This window comes from Micrococcus sp. SL257, assembly GCF_026625585.1.
In the GTDB taxonomy this organism is placed as follows: Bacteria; Actinomycetota; Actinomycetes; order Actinomycetales; family Micrococcaceae; genus Micrococcus; species Micrococcus luteus.
The window spans coordinates 2,095,665-2,111,613 of sequence record NZ_CP113053.1 but is presented as its reverse complement, the minus strand read 5'-3'; the positions used below and the strand labels follow the sequence as shown (position 1 = coordinate 2,111,613).

Genomic DNA, 15,949 nt, shown 5'->3' with positions numbered 1-15,949 from the left:
GTTCCACCACACCGAGGAGACACCGTGATCCAGGAGACCCTGCAGTCCGCCGAAGAGCAGATGGACCGCACCATCGAGGCCACGCGTGAGGACTTCGCCTCCGTGCGCACGGGCCGCGCCAACCCGGGCCTCTACTCCAAGGTGATGGTCGACTACTACGGCTCGTTCACCCCGCTGCAGCAGCTGGCGTCCTTCACCACCACGGACGCCCGCACGCTGCTCATCACCCCGTTCGACCAGTCGGCCCTGCGCAACATCGAGAAGGCGCTGTCCGAGTCCGAGGTCGGCGCGAACCCGTCCAACGACGGCAAGGTCATCCGCATCGTGATGCCGGAGCTGACCGAGGAGCGCCGCAAGGAGTACGTGAAGCTGGTCAAGTCCAAGGCGGAGGAGCACAAGATCTCCGTGCGCAATGCCCGCCGCAAGGCCAAGGAGGCCATGGACAAGGCCGTCAAGGACGGCGAGGTCGGCGAGGACGAGGGTGCCCGCGGCGAGAAGGAGCTGGACGCGCTCACCAAACGCCACGTCGAGCTCATCGACGAGATGGCCAAGAACAAGGAGCAGGAGCTGCTGGAGGTCTGAGCCTCCCGCCGTCCGCGCTCGCCCCATGACCTCCGCCGTGTCCACCTCGCCCGCACCCCCGCGCGGCGGCCGCGACCTCAAGTCCGCCGTCCTCGTGGGGGTGGGGCTGCTGGCGACGGCCCTGGTCGGCCTCTTCTGGCTCGACTGGCTGCTGGTCCTCCTCGTGGTCGCCCTGCTGGTCGGCGCGGTGTCCGAGATCGCGACGGCGGTGCGCGGCATCGGCCTGGACGTGCCGCGGCCCCCGCTCTGGGTGGCCGCGGCGGTCCTGCCGCTCACCGCGTGGCGGTGGGGGGTGCCCGCGCTGTTCATCGCCCTGGTGGCATGCCTGGCGCTGGTGGCCGTATGGACGGCGCTGACGCGGCGGCGTCCGGCGGGCCAGTTCATGCTCGCGGGCGTGTTCATCGTGCTGTGGGCGCCGTTCCTGCTCTCCTTCGCCGCGGCGCTCCTGGACGAGCCGCTGGGGCACCGCATGGTGGCGGTCCTGCTGCTGATGGTGGTCTCCAACGACACGTTCGGCTACATCGTGGGCTACCGCTTCGGCCGCACCCCGATCGCCCCGCGCATCAGCCCCAAGAAGTCCTGGGAGGGCCTGGCCGGCTCCCTGGCGGGCTCGGTGCTGGTGGGCGTCGTCGCCGTCCCCCTGCTGGTCGGCCAGCCGTGGTGGATCGGCGCCGTCCTCGGCGTGACCACCGTCGCCGCCGCCACCTCGGGGGACTTCTCTGAGTCCATGGTCAAGCGTGAGCTCGGCATCAAGGACATGTCCTCCGCCCTGCCCGGCCACGGCGGCGTGATGGACCGCCTGGACTCCCTCGTGTTCGCCGCGCCGGTGGCCTACACCGTGCTGGCGCTGCCCCTGACCTGATCCACCCCTCGACCCGGCACGTCCGGGACCCACACCGCAGGAGACGCCCATGACCCCCCGCACCACCCCGGACGCCGAGCCGGTCTTCGAGCTCGTCGAGCAGGACGAGATCGGCTACGAGACCACCCACGTGGACGCCTTCATGGCGCGTGCCCGTGAGGCGCGCGACGGCGGTGCCCCGCTGACGGCGGAGGAGGTGCGCCAGGCCCGCTTCGCGACTGTCAACGGCGGCTACGCCACGGACGAGGTGGACGACGAGCTGGACCGTCTGGAAGAGGAGCTGGCCGCCGCCGAGCGTCAGGCCTTCGTCGCCGAGCGCGGGGACGAGGACTGGGCCGCAGACCTCGAGGAGCGCGTGGCCGAGCTCGTGGCCCGCGCCGACCGGGCCCCGGCGGAGCGCTTCCGCCGCCCCTCCCGCGCGGACGCCGTGAGCTACGACGTGGACCAGGTGGACGCGCTCGTGGACCGTCTGCGCGTCACCCTGGCCGGTGCGGAGGACTCGACGGATCCCGGCGCCGAGGGCGGGCTGACCGCGGACGACGTGCGCCGCGCGTCGTTCGGCGAGGCCGAGGGTGCCGCCGGCTACGAGGAGGGCCAGGTCGACGCCTACCTCGACGCCGCCGTCGACGTGCTGCTGCGCCGCGCCTGACACCCGGCCCTCGCGCGGCGGCCCCGGGCAGAGTGGCGCAGATCACACTCACGTGAGTACAATCGCACCACCGAGACGCCGCGCGCTCCACCCCTGCTCGCGCATGCGTACAGCTCCCTCGCCCCGCACCGTGGGCGTCGATCGGAAGGCAGTGCAGTGACCCTCGTGGACCACACCCGTCCCACCGGCGGCCGATCCGCCGGCTCTCCGCCCCCGGCGGGCCCGGCCGAGGCCGTGGCGCTCCAGGTGCTCGACGCGGAGGGCCGCCGCCGTCCGCAGCCGGAGCTCGACCCGTGGATCGAGGACGTCGACGCCGACGCCCTCGCCGCGCTGTACCGCCAGATGGCCGTGGTCCGGCGCCTCGACGTCGAGGCCACGCACCTGCAGCGTCAGGGCGAGCTGGCCCTGTGGCCCCCGCTGTTGGGCCAGGAGGCCGCCCAGGTGGGCTCCGCCGTCGCGCTGCGACCGGACGACTTCGTCTTCCCGTCCTACCGCGAGAACGGCGTGGCCCTGCTGCGCGGCGTCCCCGCGCTGGACCTGCTGCGGGTGTGGCGCGGCTCCACGTTCTCGAGCTGGGACCCGAACGAGGCGCGGGTGGCCACCCAGCAGATCATCATCGGCGCGCAGGCCCTGCACGCCGTCGGCTACGCGATGGGCGTCCAGCGGGACCAGGCGGACGTCGCCACGATCGTCTACTTCGGCGACGGCGCCACGAGCCAGGGGGACGTCAACGAGGCCATGGTCTTCAGCGCCTCCTACCAGTCGCCCGTGGTGTTCTTCTGCCAGAACAACCACTGGGCCATCTCCGAGCCCGTGCGCCTGCAGACCCGCCGCAGCATCGCGGACCGCCCGTGGGGCTTCGGCATCCCGTCGATGCGCGTGGACGGCAACGACGTCCTGGCCGTGCTCGCCGCGACCCGCGCCGCCGTCGAGCGCGCCGCCGACGGGGGCGGCCCCACCTTCATCGAGGCCGTCACCTACCGCATGGGCCCGCACACCACCGCGGACGACCCCACCCGCTACCGGGACGACGCCGAGCTCGCGGCCTGGAAGGCCCGTGACCCGCTGACCCGCGTGGAGGCACACCTGCGCACCCTCGACGTGGACGTGGACGCTGTGCTCGCGCAGGCCCAGACCGAGGCCGACGAGTTGGCGGCCGAGGTCCGCCGCGCCCTCGAGGCGCTCGAGGAGGACGGCGCGGACAGGCTGTTCGACGAGATCTACGCGGAGCCCCACCAGGAGCTCGAGCGGCAGCGCCGCGAGCACGCCCTCTACCTGCAGCAGTTCGGCGACGAGGAGGCGGGCGCGTGAGCGAGCGCATGACCTTCGGCCGTGCGATCAACCGCGGCCTGCACCGTGCCCTGGCCGACGACCCCAAGGTCCTGCTCATGGGCGAGGACATCGGCGCCCTCGGCGGCGTGTTCCGCATCACCGACGGCCTGCAGGCCGAGTTCGGCGAGGACCGGGTGCTCGACACCCCGCTGGCCGAGTCCGGCATCGTGGGCACGGCCATCGGCCTGGCGATGCGCGGCTACCGTCCCGTTGTCGAGATCCAGTTCGACGGCTTCGTGTACCCGGCGTTCGACCAGATCGTGGCGAACCTGGCCAAGCTGCGCGCCCGCACCCGTGGCGCCGTGCCGATGCCGGTGACCATCCGCATCCCCTTCGGCGGCGGCATCGGCTCCCCGGAGCACCACTCCGAGTCGCCCGAGGCCTACTTCCTGCACACCGCGGGCCTGCGCGTGGTCTCCCCGTCCTCCCCGCAGGAGGGGTACGACCTCATCCGCGCCGCGGTCGCCTCGGAGGACCCGGTGGTCTACCTCGAGCCCAAGCGTCGCTACCACGACAAGGGCGACGTGGACCTGGACGTCGCGATCCCGCCGATGAGCCCCGCCCGCATCCTGCGCGAGGGCCGTGACGCCACGCTCGTGGCCTATGGTCCGCTCGTGAAGACCGCCCTGCAGGCCGCCGAGGTGGCGGCCGAGGAGGGCGTCGAGGTCGAGGTGCTCGACCTGCGCAGCCTGTCCCCGCTGGACACCGGCCTGGTCGAGTCCTCGGTGCGGCGCACCGGCCGGCTCGTCGTCGCGCACGAGGCCTCCCGCACCGGCGGCCTCGGCGCCGAGCTCGTGGCCACGGTGGCCGAGCGCGCGTTCCATTGGCTCGAGGCCCCGCCGGTGCGCGTCACCGGCATGGACGTGCCCTACCCGCCGTCCAAGCTCGAGCACCTGCACCTGCCGGACCTCGACCGCATCCTCGACGGCCTGGACCGTGCTCTGGGCCGGCCGAATTCGCTGGACTCCGTGGACGCGTTCGCCGCCCCCGAGACCGCCGAGCAGTTCCTCGCCGCCCAGAACGCCGGGGAGGAGACCCGATGAGCCAGAAGACCTTCCGCCTGCCCGACCTCGGCGAGGGCCTGACCGAGTCCGAGATCGTGACGTGGCGCGTGGCCGAGGGCGACGCGGTGACCGTGAACCAGGTGCTCGCCGACGTCGAGACGGCCAAGGCCGTGGTCGAGGTCTCGAGCCCGTTCGCGGGCGTCGTCGCGGCCCTGCACGGCGCCGAGGGCGAGACCCTCGAGGTCGGTGCGCCCCTGGTGACCTTCACCCTCGAGGGCGCCGAGCCCGACGTTGGCGGGCCCGCCGAGGGCGACGGCCGCGTGCCCACCCTCGTCGGCTACGGCGCCGCGCCGGACACCGGCAAGCCCGGCCGCCGTGCTCGGCGCGGCTCAGCGGCACCGGCGACGTCGGCCGCCCCGGTGGGTGAGCCCGCCCGCGGACAGGCGCCGTCCACGTCGGAGGCGGCCCCGGCCGGCGCCGGGCGCCCGCAGCCCGAGGCCGCCGAGCCCGTCCGCGCGGACGCGGCCCCGGAAGCAGTGCGGGGCGCGGCGTCGGGCGAGCGGCCCCGCTGCACCCCACCCGTGCGCCTGTACGCGCGCCGCGCGGGCGTGGATCTGGAACAGGTCACCGGCACCGGCGTGGGCGGGGTCATCACCCGCGCGGACGTCGAGGCGTTCCTGGCCGGGGGCGGGCAGCCCGCGGCCGCGGCGACGCCGCCGCAGTCCGGCGCCGAGTCGGGCTCGACCGGGGGCGTCCGCACCCTGGGCGGCCGCCCGCGCACCGAGGCCGTGCCGGTCAAGGGCGTGCGGAAGGCGACGGCGGCGGCCATGGTGCAGTCCGCGTTCACCGCCCCGCACGTGACCGAGTTCCTGCAGGTGGACGTCACCGAGACCATGGAGCTGCTCGCCGAGCTCAAGGCCTCCCGCGAGTTCCGGGACGTCAAGCTCACGCCCATGACGCTCGCCGCCAAGGCGTGCCTCGTGGCGATGGAGCGCACCCCGGACGTCAACGCCCGGTGGGATGAGGCCGCCGGGACGATCGTGCAGCAGAACTTCGTCAACCTCGGCTTCGCCGCCGCCACCCCCCGCGGGCTGATGGTGCCGAACGTCAAGGACGCCCAGGCGATGAGCCTGAGGGAGCTGGCCGACGCCATCCGCGATCTCACGGGCCTCGCCCGCGAGGGGCGGCTGTCCCCGGCGGATCTGGCCGGCGGCACCTTCACGCTCACGAACGTCGGGGTGTTCGGCGTGGACGCGGGCACCCCGATCATCAACCCGGGCGAGGGGGCGATCATCGCGATCGGCCAGGTCCGGAGGATGCCGTGGGAGCACCGCGGTGAGATCGCCCTGCGGGACGTCATGACGCTGTCCCTCTCGTTCGACCACCGCTTCGTGGACGGCGAGCAGGGCTCGCGCTTCCTCGCAGACGTCGGCGCGATCCTGCGCCGCCCGGGTCTGACCCTGACCATGGTCTGAGCGCCCCGGACGCGCCGCGGCCCCGCCGCCCGGGCACCGGGGGGAGGCGGGGCCGTCGTCGTGGCAGGCCGGCGCGGCCGCGGGCACGGCGGGGGCCACGGGGCGCGCTCAGTCGGCGGCGGGCAGCTCCATCACGAGCTCGGTGATGACCTCGGCGCGGGCGTTGGAGAAGACCTTCTCCTCGCCGACGGTCTCGAAGCCGCGGCGGGAGAGCACCTTCACGGAGCCCACGTTGTCCTCGGGCACGTGCGCCCGCAGCGGGCGGGCGGTGTGCTCCTCGAGGAACCGGTCCACGGCCGCGGTCGTCAGGCCCAGGCCCCAGTAGTCCTGCGCGGTCCAGAAGGACAGCTCGCCCACGCCGTCCTGCTGGGTGCACACGAGCGCACCCACGGCGCGGCCCTCGTGCTCGATGGTCCGCACGACGGTGTCCTCGTCCCCGAGCAGGTGGGCCCAGTGGTAGTCGAAGACACCGCGGTCCCGGGGGTTGCGGGGGGCGAAGGCGGACATCAGGTTGGCCTGCTCGTCCTGCTGGTGGAGGAAGAACTCGTCCAGATCCTCGGGTCGGACGTCACGAAGAAGCACGGCGGTGGACCTCTCGGGGCGGGGTTCGACGGCGTCCGCCGTCGCGGGTACCGGCCACCGTACCACCGGGCACGACGTCGGCCCGCCGGGCCGGTGCCGCCCGCTCAGTCCTCGCCGGAGAGCGGCCCGGGGGCCGTGGCCGCGGCCCAGGCCATGGCCACGAGGGTCGCGCGGCGGGCCGCGCGGTCGGCCGCGGTGCGCCGCACCGAGCGGGGGGTGGAGTTGAGCAGGCCCAGCACGGCCTGGGCGCGGAACACGGCGGTGGCCTGGTCCTCGCGGGGGTGGACGACCTGCAGCTGGCGCGCCCACACGTCGATGTAGGCGCGCTGGGTGCGCGTGATGGCCGTGCGCGCGCCGTCGGGCAGGGCGGACATGTCGCGGTCCTGCACGCGGATCACGTCGCGCTGGGCGAGGGCGAAGTCCGCCTGGAAGCCGATGAGGGCCCGCAGGGTCTCCGCCCCCGGCGCGTGCTGCGCCTCGGCGGCCAGCCCGCCGTCGAGCAGGTCCTGCGAGGCCGTGTCGAGGATCGCCGTGAGCACGGCGGCCTTGCCGGCGAAGTGGCGGTAGATGGCGGGGCCGCTGATCCCGACCGCGGCGCCGATGTCCTCGAGGCGGACCGCGTCGAAGCCCCGGGCCGCGAACAGTCGCGCCGCGGCCGCGAGCAGGTCCACCCGGCGTCGGGCCTTGGCGGCCTCCCGGGCGGTCGGCGGGGTCGCCGGGGCGGCGGGGGACGCGGGATCGGCGGCGGGCATGGGTTCCACTGTAGGACGAGACGAGGCGCGCCGGGCGCCCGGTCGACGTCAGTGACGATCGTCACTACACTGAGGCTCGGTTCAGTTAGTCGTCATTCACTGAAGGGGGTCTCATGACCGCCAGCACCCCGGCCCCGGCCGCGCAGTCCGCGCCCACCGTGGCCGAGCGCAACGCGGCCGGCCACGCTCGGCTCGAGCAGGAGCTCGCCGACCTCGTCGCCCGCACGTCGCTCGGCGGGCCCGAGCGCTCGCGCGAGCGCCACACCGGCCGCGGCAAGCTGCTGGTGCGGGACCGCATCGACGCGCTGCTCGACGAGGGCTCGCCCTTCCTCGAGGTCGGCGCGCTGGCCGCGCACGGCCTGTACGGCGGGGACAGCCCCGCCGCCGGCGTCGTGGCGGGCATCGGCCTGGTCCACGGCCGCCTCGTGATGGTGGTGGGCAACGACGCCACCGTGAAGGGCGGCACCTACTACCCCATGACGGTGAAGAAGCACCTGCGGGCCCAGGAGATCGCCCTGGAGAACCGCCTGCCGTGCATCTACCTCGTGGACTCCGGCGGCGCGTTCCTGCCCCGCCAGGACGAGGTCTTCCCGGACCGCGAGCACTTCGGCCGCATCTTCCGGAACCAGGCGCTGCTCTCCTCGCAGCGCATCCCGCAGCTGGCCGCGGTGTGCGGCTCCTCCACGGCGGGCGGCGCGTACGTGCCGGCCATGTCGGACGAGACCGTGATCGTGCGCGAGCAGGGCACCATCTTCCTCGGCGGCCCCCCGCTCGTGAAGGCCGCGATCGGGGAGGACATCTCGCCCGAGGACCTCGGCGGCGGCCGGTTGCACGCCGAGCGCTCCGGCGTCGCGGACCACCTGGCGGACGACGACCTGCACGCCATGCAGATCCTCCGGGACATCGTGGCCACCCTGCCCCCGGCCGAGGCGCCGGCCTGGGAGGTCGCCCCCGCCGCGGAGCCCGCCAAGGACCCGGCCGAGCTGACCAGCGTCGTGCCCGTGGACGTGAACACCCCCTACGACGTGCGCGAGGTGATCGACCGCCTCGTGGACGGCGGCTCCGTCCACGAGTTCAAACCCCTCCACGGCACCACCCTGGTCACCGCGTTCGCACGGATCGACGGCCACCCCGTGGGCGTCCTCGCCAACAACGGCATCCTGTTCGGCGACTCCGCCCGCAAGGGCGCGCACTTCATCGAACTGTGCGACCAGCGCGGCACCCCGCTGCTGTTCCTGCAGAACATCTCCGGCTTCATGGTGGGCCGGGACGCGGAGGCCGGCGGCATCGCGCGCGACGGCGCCAAGATGGTCACCGCCGTCGCCACCGCCCGCGTGCCCAAGCTGACCGTGGTGATCGGCGGCTCGTTCGGCGCCGGCAACTACGCGATGTGCGGCCGCGCCTACTCACCCCGCTTCCTGTGGATGTGGCCGAACGCGCGCATCTCCGTGATGGGCGGCCCGCAGGCCTCCTCCGTGCTCACGCAGATCAAGCAGGACCAGCGGGCCGCCGCGGGGGAGGAGCCGATGTCCCCCGAGGAGGTCGAGGCCTTCCAGGCGCCGGTCCGTCGGCAGTACGAGGACCAGGGCAGCCCCCTGTACTCCACCGCCCGCCTCTGGGACGACGGGGTGATCACCCCCGGCCAGACCCGCCGGGTGCTCTCCCTGGCCCTCGACGTCATCTCCCGTTCCCCGCTGCCGGACTCCCGGTTCGGCCTGTTCCGCATGTGAGGCACCCGTGACCGAGAACCACGCCCAGGGGACGCCCCTGTTCGACACCGTGCTGGTGGCCAACCGCGGCGAGATCGCCGTGCGCGTCATCCGCACCCTGCGCCGCCTCGGCATCCGCTCGGTGGCCGTGCACTCCGACGCCGACGCCGACGCGCGGCACGTCCGCGAGGCGGACACGGCGGTCCGCCTCGGCCCGGCACCGGCCCGCGAGTCCTACCTGGACATCGACGCCGTCGTCGACGCCGCGCGCCGCACCGGCGCCCAGGCCGTGCACCCCGGCTACGGCTTCCTGTCCGAGAACGCCGACTTCGCCCGCGCGCTGGAGGCGGCCGGCATCGTGTTCGTGGGCCCTCCCGTGGGCTCGCTCGACGCGATGGCGGACAAGATCCGCGCGAAGGAGACCGTGGCCGCGTACGACGTGCCGGTGGTCCCCGGCATCCAGGACCCCACGCTCACCGACGCGCAGATCACGGCCGAGGCCGAGCACGTCGGCTTCCCGCTGCTGATCAAGCCCTCCGCGGGAGGCGGCGGCAAGGGCATGGTGGCCGTGCGCGCCGCCGAGGAGCTGCCCGGCGCCCTCGCCTCGGCCCGACGCACGGCGCGCTCGGCGTTCGGCGACGACACCCTGCTGCTCGAGCGGCTCATCACCGCGCCCCGGCACGTCGAGGTGCAGGTGTTCGCGGACGCCCACGGCGCCACCGTGCACCTGGGTGAGCGCGAGTGCTCCCTGCAGCGCCGCCACCAGAAGGTGATCGAGGAGGCCCCCGCGCCCCTGCTGACCGGGCTGGCGCACGGGGCCGAGCTCCGCGAGCGCCTGGGCCGGGCCGCCGTGGACGCGGCCGTGTCCGTGGGCTATCGCGGCGCCGGCACCGTCGAGTTCCTCGTCTCGGACGAGAACCCGGACGAGTTCTTCTTCATGGAGATGAACACCCGCCTGCAGGTGGAGCACCCGGTCTCCGAGGAGGTCGTCCGGGTGCGCGGACAGCGCCTGGACTTCGTGGAGCTGCAGCTGCGCATCGCCGCGGGGGAGCCGCTCGGCTTCGCCCAGGAGGACGTGAGCCTCGACGGCGCCGCCGTCGAGGCCCGCGTCTACGCGGAGGACCCCGCGAACGGCTTCCTGCCCTCCACCGGGCCGGTGCTGCGCTGGCGCGAGCCCGCCGGCGAGGGCGTCCGCGTCGACACGCTCCTGCTGCCCTCGCAGGGCGAGGAGCGTGCGTTCGGCTCTGGGCCCGCCACCGCCGTCGGCGCCGTGGACCCCGTGGACGTCGACGGCGCTCAGCCCGAGATCACCGGCTTCTACGACCCGATGATCGCCAAGCTCATCGCTCGTGGCGCCGACCGCACCGAGGCCCTCGAGCGGCTCGACGCCGCGCTCGCGGACACCGTGCTGTTCGGCGTCCGCTCCAACCTGGGCTGGCTGCGCGAGCTCGCCGCTCGTGAGGACGTGCAGGCCGGCCGGCTCACCACCGAGCTGATCGACGGCCTCGAGGCGTGGACCGCCCCCGCGCTGCCCGAGGACCTCGCCGCCCTCGCGGCCGAGGCCCTGGCCGACGTGTCCGAGGACGCGGCCGCCGCCGAGCAGCGCGCGGCCGGCACCGCGTGGGCCCGGGCGGACGGCTGGCGCGGCGCAGGCGCCCCGCAGCCCGGGATGCGCGTCCGGGTGGGGGACGAGGACCGCATCCTCACCGCCCCCGCCGCCGACGCCGAGGTGGACGAAGACGCCGGAGCCCTGGCGGGCGTCAACCTCCTGGCCGGTGACCCGCGGGACCCGCGCTCGGCGTGGCTGCACCGCGACGGCGCCGCGTGGCAGGTCCGCCGCCTCACCCGGGCCGAGGTGGTCGAGGCCGCCCGCGCGGCCGCGGCCGCGCGCCGTGCCCCGGCCGGCGCAGCGTCCCCCGAGGCCCGCACACCCATGCCGGGCACCGTCGTCGCCGTGTCCGTGGCCACCGGGGACACCGTGGCCGCGGGCCAGGAGCTGGCGGTGGTCGAGGCCATGAAGATGGAGCACCCCGTCACGGCCGCCGTCGCCGGCGTCGTGACCGTCCACGTCGCCGAGGGCGACCCCGTGGCCGCGCAGGCGTTGATCGCCGTCGTCGAGCCCGCCGAGAACGCAGCACCCGAAGAGAACGCCTGAGAACAGGAGAGGACCATGAGCACCAAGCACCGCACCCTGCCCGCCCTCGAGGAGGACTACCAGGTCCTCTCCGACACCGTCCGCGAGTTCGCCGACGAGGTCGTGGCCCCGGTCTCCGCCGAGCTGGACGCCAAGCACGAGTTCCCGTATGAGATCGTGGCCCAGATGGGCGAGATGGGCCTGTTCGGCCTGCCGTTCCCCGAGGAGTACGGCGGCATGGGCGGCGACTACTTCGCCCTGGCCCTGGCCCTCGAGCAGCTCGGCCGCGTCAACCAGTCCGTGGCCATCACCCTCGAGGCCGGCGTCTCCCTGGGCGCCATGCCGCTGCTGAAGTTCGGCACCGAGGAGCAGAAGCAGCGCTGGCTGCCGGACCTCGTGGCCGGCACGCACCTGGCCGGCTTCGGCCTCACCGAGCCGGGCGCGGGCTCCGACGCCGGCGGCACCCAGACCACCGCCGCGCTCGAGGACGGCCAGTGGCGCATCAACGGCGCCAAGGAGTTCATCACCAACTCCGGCACGGACATCACCTCGCTCGTCACCGTCACCGCCGTGACCGGCACCGTGGAGGGCAGGACCGGCCACGACGGCCGCCCCGCCAAGGAGATCTCCACGATCCTCGTGCCCGCCGGCACCGAGGGCTTCTCCGTGGCCAAGGCCTACGACAAGGTCGGCTGGAACTCCTCGGACACCCACGCCCTGCACTTCACGGACGCGCGCGTGCCGGAGGAGAACCTGCTGGGCGCCCGCGGCCGCGGCTTCGCCCACTTCCTCGAGATCCTCGACGAGGGCCGCATCGCCATCGCGGCCCTGGCCACCGGAGCGGCCCAGGGCTGCGTGGACGAGTCGGTCGCCTACGCCACGCAGCGGACCTCGTTCGGCCAGAAGATCGGGCAGTTCCAGGCCGTGTCCTTCAAGATCGCCCGCATGCAGGCCCGCGCGCACGCCGCCCGCCTGGCCTACTACGAGGCCGCCCAGAAGATGCTGGCCGGCAAGCCGTTCAAGACCGAGGCCGCCATGGCCAAGCTGATCGCCGGCGAGGCCGCCATGGACAACGCCCGGGACGCCACCCAGGTGTTCGGCGGCTACGGCTTCATGAACGAGACCCTCGTGGCCCGTCACTACCGCGACTCCAAGATCCTCGAGATCGGCGAGGGCACCACCGAGGTGCAGCTCATGCTGATCGCCCGCGAGCTGGGCCTCTGACGTGACAGAACGCGTCGAGATCGAGCAGCGGGGCCGCTACGCGGACGAGCTGGCGGTCGGTCAGGTCTACCTGCACCGGCCCGGCCGCACGCTCACCGAGGCGGACAACGTGCTGTTCACCACCCTCACCATGAATCCGCAGGCCCTGCACCTGGACCACGCGTACGCGGCGGCCCAGCCGTTCGGCCGCCCGCTGGTCAACTCGATGCTGACGCTGTCCACCCTGGTGGGCCTCGCCGTCGGGCAGACCACGCAGGGCACGCTCGTGGCCCAGCTCGGCCTGGGGGAGATCGCGTTCCCGAAGCCGGTCTTCCACGGGGACACGCTCTACGGGCGCTCCGAGGTCACCGCGATCCGCGAGTCCTCCTCGCGGCCGGGGCAGCGGATCGTCACGTTCGCGATGACGGGGGAGAACCAGCACGGCGACGTCGTCGTCCGCGCCCAGCGCACCTGTCTGATGTGGACCGCGCAGGCGCACGCGGAGGCCAAGGCGAAGGCCGCCGACGCCGCAGGGACGGGAGAGCGGGCATGAGCGCGCTGACCCTCGGACCGGCCGTCATGTTCACCCCGGCGGACCGCCCCGAGCGGTACGCCACGGCGCTCGAACGCGCGGACGCGGTGATCCTCGACCTCGAGGACGCCGTCATCCCGGAGGCCCGGCCCGCCGCGCGGGACGCCGTCGCGGCGGCCTGGGCGGGGCGGGCGACGGGCGGGGTCGACGGCGGCCCGCTGGACGAGGACCGCGTGGTGGTGCGCGTGAACCCCGCGGGCACCGCGGACCACGACGCCGACCTGGCCATGCTCGCCGGGACGGGCTGGCGCACGCTCATGCTCGCCAAGGCCGAGTCCGCCGCGCAGGTGGACGGGGTCGTCGCCGCCCTCGGACCGCAGACCCGCGTCGTCGCCCTGTGCGAGACCGCGGCCGGGATCCTTGCCGCCGCCGAACTGGCCGCCCACCCGCACGTGGGTGCGCTGATGTGGGGCGCCGAGGACCTCGTGGCGTCGATGGGCGGCAGCTCCTCCCGTACCCCCGAGGGCGCCTACCGCTCCGTGGTCCAGCACGCCCGCGCGACGGTGCTGCTGGCGGCGGCCGCCCACGGCGCGGCCGCATGGGACGCCGTCCACCTGGACCTCGGCGACGAGGCCGGGCTGGCCGCCGAGGCCGAGGACGCCGTCGCCCTGGGCTGCACCGCGACCGTGTGCCTGCACCCGCGCCAGGTGCCCGTCGTGCGCTCCGCCTACACGCCCGCCCCGGAGGCCGTCGAGCGCGCCCGGCGCGTCCTCGCCGCGGCCGAGGGCCGACACGGGGCCTTCGAGCTGGACGGGACGATGGTCGACGAGGTGGTCCTCGCCCAGGCCCGCGCGGTCCTGCGCCGCGCGGACGCGGCCCGGCCCGCGAGTCCCTGACCGGCTCCTCGGCGGCCCCGTGCCCCGGCGGCTCCGTGCCGTCGGGGCGCGGCCGTGTCCGCACGGCTGCGCCCCGGGGCTGTCACAGGGGCGCACGGCCCAGGGGTGCGCTTGACGGCGCACCCCTCCGACCGCCAGAGTGTGGTTGTCATCACAGTGATCTGTCTCACACTGATTCGTCCCACGCACCCCGGAGGGCCCATGTCATCCAGCGAGCCCACGGCGCCGGTCCCCACGGCCGCGCAGTTCCGCGCCGCTCAGCAGTCCGAGGAGTTCATCGAGCTCCGGCGCACCCACCGATCCTTCGCCTTCCCCATGACCGTGGCGTTCTTCGTCTGGTACCTGGTGTTCGTGATCGTCGGCGCGTTCTTCCCCGAGTTCATGGCGATCCGCCTCGGCGGCAACATCACCCTCGGCCTGGTCCTCGGACTGCTGCAGTTCGTCACCACGTTCCTGATCACCTTCGCCTACGTCCGTTTCTCCAACCGGACCCTGGACCCCCGCGCCACGGCGCTGCGCGAGCGCCTCGAGCGCGAGGCGGCCGGCGCCCCCGAGAACCCGGAGGCCACGCGATGAGCGCGCTCACCCCCCTGCTCCAGGCCGCCGCGCAGACGGTCGGCAACCCCGCCGTGAACATCGGCATCTTCGTCGCCTTCGTGGTGGTCACCCTCGTGATCGTGATCCGCGCGTCCAAGACGAACGCGTCCTCGGCCGACTACTACGCCGGCGGCCGCGGCTTCTCCGGCACCCAGAACGGCACGGCCATCGCGGGTGACTACCTCTCCGCGGCCTCGTTCCTGGGCATCGTGGGCGCGATCGCCCTCTACGGCTACGACGGCTTCCTCTACTCGATCGGCTTCCTCGTGGCGTGGCTCGTGGCCCTGCTGCTGGTGGCCGAGCTGCTGCGCAACACCGGCAAGTTCACCATGGCGGACGTGCTCTCCTTCCGGCTGCGCCAGAAGCCCGTGCGCATCGCCGCCGCCTTCGGCACCATGGCCGTCTGCCTCTTCTACCTCCTGGCCCAGATGGCCGGCGCCGGCGGCCTGGTGTCCCTGCTGCTGAACATCAACGACCGGGCCGGCCAGGCCCTCGTGATCGTGATCGTGGGCGTGCTGATGATCGTCTACGTGCTGATCGGCGGCATGAAGGGCACCACCTACGTGCAGATCATCAAGGCGATCCTGCTGATCGCCGGCGCGGGGATCATGACCGTGTGGTCGCTGGCCCTGTTCGGCTTCGACTTCAACGCCATGCTGGGGGCCGCCGTCGAGATGAACCCGAAGGGCGAGGCGATCCTCGAGCCGGGCCTGCAGTACGGCGCCAGCGCGCTGACCCGCCTCGACTTCGTGTCCCTGGGCATCGCGCTCGTGCTCGGCACCGCCGGCCTGCCGCACGTGCTCATGCGGTTCTACACGGTGCCCACCGCCAAGGAGGCGCGCAAGTCCGTGGTGTGGGCCATCGTCCTCATCGGCGCGTTCTACCTGTTCACCCTCGTGCTGGGCTACGGCGCCGGCGCGCTGATCGGCCCCGAGCGCATCCTGGCCGCGCCCGGCGGGCAGAACTCCGCGGCCCCGCTGCTGGCGTTCGAGCTCGGCGGCTCCATCCTGCTGGGCCTGATCTCGGCGGTCGCGTTCGCCACCATCCTCGCGGTGGTCGCGGGCCTGGCCATCACGGCGGCGGCGTCCTTCGCCCACGACGTGTACGGCTCCGTGATCGCCAAGCACCCGCTCACCCCGCAGGAGGAGGTGCGGATCGGCAAGATCACCGTGGTGGTGATCGGCGTCCTGGCGATCGTCGGCGGCATCGCCGCCCAGGGCCAGAACGTGGCGTTCCTCGTGGCGCTCGCCTTCGCGGTGGCGGCCTCGGCGAACCTGCCGACCATCCTCTACTCCCTGTTCTGGCGGCGCTTCACCACCCGCGGCGCGGTGTGGTCGATGTACGGCGGACTGCTCTCCGCGATCATCCTGATCGTCCTGTCCCCGGTGATGTCCGGGACGCCGACCTCGATGATCCCGGGCGCGGACTTCGCGGTGTTCCCGCTGAAGAACCCGGGCATCGTCTCCATCCCGCTGGCCTTCTTCCTCGGCTGGCTCGGCTCGGTGACCTCGTCGCGCGCCGAGGACCCGGACAAGCAGGCCGAGATGGAGGTCCGCTCCCTCACCGGCATCGGCGCCGAGAAGCCGGTGCAGCACTGATCCGCGGCTGACCCGGCCCCACGGGGGTCGGCGGGGCGGGAC

15 protein-coding genes are annotated in these 15,949 nt (G+C 73.7%); 13 read left to right on the top strand and 2 right to left on the bottom strand.

Translation table 11 applies throughout. The features are described 5' to 3' along the window. Positions 1-24: 24 nt before the first annotated feature. The 6 genes from frr to OVA32_RS09745 all read left to right on the top strand — a co-directional run bounded on the left by frr (position 25) and on the right by OVA32_RS09745 (position 5,904). A complete protein-coding gene (gene frr / locus OVA32_RS09770; RefSeq protein ID WP_036314042.1) occupies positions 25-582 on the top strand; it encodes a ribosome recycling factor in 558 nt (185 codons plus the stop codon). 25 nt (positions 583-607) lie between these two features. After that, a complete protein-coding gene (locus tag OVA32_RS09765; RefSeq protein ID WP_267714235.1) occupies positions 608-1,444 on the top strand; it encodes a phosphatidate cytidylyltransferase in 837 nt (278 codons plus the stop codon). 49 nt (positions 1,445-1,493) lie between these two features. After that, positions 1,494-2,093, top strand: coding sequence for a DivIVA domain-containing protein (locus OVA32_RS09760; protein ID WP_036314046.1), 600 nt, complete (start codon positions 1,494-1,496; stop codon positions 2,091-2,093). A 156-nt stretch (positions 2,094-2,249) separates the two neighbouring features. Next, the gene (pdhA, locus tag OVA32_RS09755) at positions 2,250-3,404 is read left to right on the top strand and encodes a pyruvate dehydrogenase (acetyl-transferring) E1 component subunit alpha (RefSeq protein ID WP_049147670.1); all 1,155 of its coding nucleotides are present in this window, start codon (positions 2,250-2,252) and stop codon (positions 3,402-3,404) included. Positions 3,405-3,412: 8 nt separating this feature from the next. After that, a complete protein-coding gene (locus OVA32_RS09750; protein ID WP_050773885.1) occupies positions 3,413-4,468 on the top strand; it encodes an alpha-ketoacid dehydrogenase subunit beta in 1,056 nt (351 codons plus the stop codon). Continuing rightward, on the top strand, positions 4,465-5,904 hold the full coding sequence (locus tag OVA32_RS09745) for a dihydrolipoamide acetyltransferase family protein (RefSeq protein ID WP_049147672.1): 1,440 nt from the start codon (positions 4,465-4,467) through the stop codon (positions 5,902-5,904). The genes OVA32_RS09750 and OVA32_RS09745 overlap by 4 nt, the downstream gene beginning before the upstream one ends. 108 nt (positions 5,905-6,012) lie before the next feature. Here the strand turns inward: OVA32_RS09745 and OVA32_RS09740 are convergent, their stop codons facing one another. Continuing rightward, the gene (locus tag OVA32_RS09740) at positions 6,013-6,486 is read right to left on the bottom strand and encodes a GNAT family N-acetyltransferase (RefSeq protein ID WP_051995227.1); all 474 of its coding nucleotides are present in this window, start codon (positions 6,484-6,486) and stop codon (positions 6,013-6,015) included. Between the two features lie 104 nt (positions 6,487-6,590). Next, on the bottom strand, positions 6,591-7,238 hold the full coding sequence (locus tag OVA32_RS09735) for a TetR/AcrR family transcriptional regulator (protein WP_036338402.1): 648 nt from the start codon (positions 7,236-7,238) through the stop codon (positions 6,591-6,593). Positions 7,239-7,351: 113 nt separating this feature from the next. On the opposite strand from OVA32_RS09735, the gene OVA32_RS09730 reads away from it, so the two are divergent. The 7 genes from OVA32_RS09730 to OVA32_RS09700 all read left to right on the top strand — a co-directional run bounded on the left by OVA32_RS09730 (position 7,352) and on the right by OVA32_RS09700 (position 15,907). After that, positions 7,352-8,968: a carboxyl transferase domain-containing protein gene (locus tag OVA32_RS09730; RefSeq protein WP_145951534.1), complete on the top strand. Its 1,617-nt coding sequence runs from the start codon at positions 7,352-7,354 to the stop codon at positions 8,966-8,968. 7 nt (positions 8,969-8,975) lie between these two features. Further along, complete coding sequence (locus tag OVA32_RS09725) at positions 8,976-11,102, top strand: acetyl/propionyl/methylcrotonyl-CoA carboxylase subunit alpha (protein WP_134416514.1); 2,127 nt, start codon at positions 8,976-8,978, stop codon at positions 11,100-11,102. Positions 11,103-11,117: 15 nt separating this feature from the next. Continuing rightward, positions 11,118-12,305, top strand: coding sequence for an acyl-CoA dehydrogenase family protein (locus OVA32_RS09720; protein WP_036314059.1), 1,188 nt, complete (start codon positions 11,118-11,120; stop codon positions 12,303-12,305). 1 nt (position 12,306) lies between these two features. Further along, the gene (locus tag OVA32_RS09715; RefSeq protein WP_002855019.1) at positions 12,307-12,837 is read left to right on the top strand and encodes a MaoC family dehydratase; all 531 of its coding nucleotides are present in this window, start codon (positions 12,307-12,309) and stop codon (positions 12,835-12,837) included. Continuing rightward, positions 12,834-13,712: an HpcH/HpaI aldolase/citrate lyase family protein gene (locus tag OVA32_RS09710; RefSeq protein WP_134416516.1), complete on the top strand. Its 879-nt coding sequence runs from the start codon at positions 12,834-12,836 to the stop codon at positions 13,710-13,712. The genes OVA32_RS09715 and OVA32_RS09710 overlap by 4 nt, the downstream gene beginning before the upstream one ends. A 201-nt stretch (positions 13,713-13,913) precedes the next feature. Then, positions 13,914-14,288 carry a DUF485 domain-containing protein gene (locus tag OVA32_RS09705; protein WP_134416518.1) on the top strand — a complete coding sequence of 125 codons (375 nt, stop codon included), beginning with the start codon at positions 13,914-13,916 and terminating at the stop codon, positions 14,286-14,288. Further along, positions 14,285-15,907: a cation acetate symporter gene (locus OVA32_RS09700; protein WP_216880333.1), complete on the top strand. Its 1,623-nt coding sequence runs from the start codon at positions 14,285-14,287 to the stop codon at positions 15,905-15,907. The genes OVA32_RS09705 and OVA32_RS09700 overlap by 4 nt, the downstream gene beginning before the upstream one ends. The last annotated feature ends 42 nt before the right edge of the window (positions 15,908-15,949 follow it).

Excerpts from the sequence above, each read along its gene's own strand:
- OVA32_RS09765 (WP_267714235.1), top strand. The coding sequence starts at position 608 with ATGACCTCCGCCGTGTCCACCTCGCCCGCACCCCCGCGCGGCGGCCGC.
- OVA32_RS09760 (WP_036314046.1), top strand. The coding sequence starts at position 1,494 with ATGACCCCCCGCACCACCCCGGACGCCGAGCCGGTCTTCGAGCTCGTC.
- OVA32_RS09750 (WP_050773885.1), top strand. The coding sequence starts at position 3,413 with ATGACCTTCGGCCGTGCGATCAACCGCGGCCTGCACCGTGCCCTGGCC.
- OVA32_RS09745 (WP_049147672.1), top strand. The coding sequence starts at position 4,465 with ATGAGCCAGAAGACCTTCCGCCTGCCCGACCTCGGCGAGGGCCTGACC.
- OVA32_RS09735 (WP_036338402.1), bottom strand. The coding sequence starts at position 7,238 with ATGCCCGCCGCCGATCCCGCGTCCCCCGCCGCCCCGGCGACCCCGCCG.
- OVA32_RS09730 (WP_145951534.1), top strand. The coding sequence starts at position 7,352 with ATGACCGCCAGCACCCCGGCCCCGGCCGCGCAGTCCGCGCCCACCGTG.
- OVA32_RS09720 (WP_036314059.1), top strand. The coding sequence starts at position 11,118 with ATGAGCACCAAGCACCGCACCCTGCCCGCCCTCGAGGAGGACTACCAG.
- OVA32_RS09710 (WP_134416516.1), top strand. The coding sequence starts at position 12,834 with ATGAGCGCGCTGACCCTCGGACCGGCCGTCATGTTCACCCCGGCGGAC.
- OVA32_RS09705 (WP_134416518.1), top strand. The coding sequence starts at position 13,914 with ATGTCATCCAGCGAGCCCACGGCGCCGGTCCCCACGGCCGCGCAGTTC.
- OVA32_RS09700 (WP_216880333.1), top strand. The coding sequence starts at position 14,285 with ATGAGCGCGCTCACCCCCCTGCTCCAGGCCGCCGCGCAGACGGTCGGC.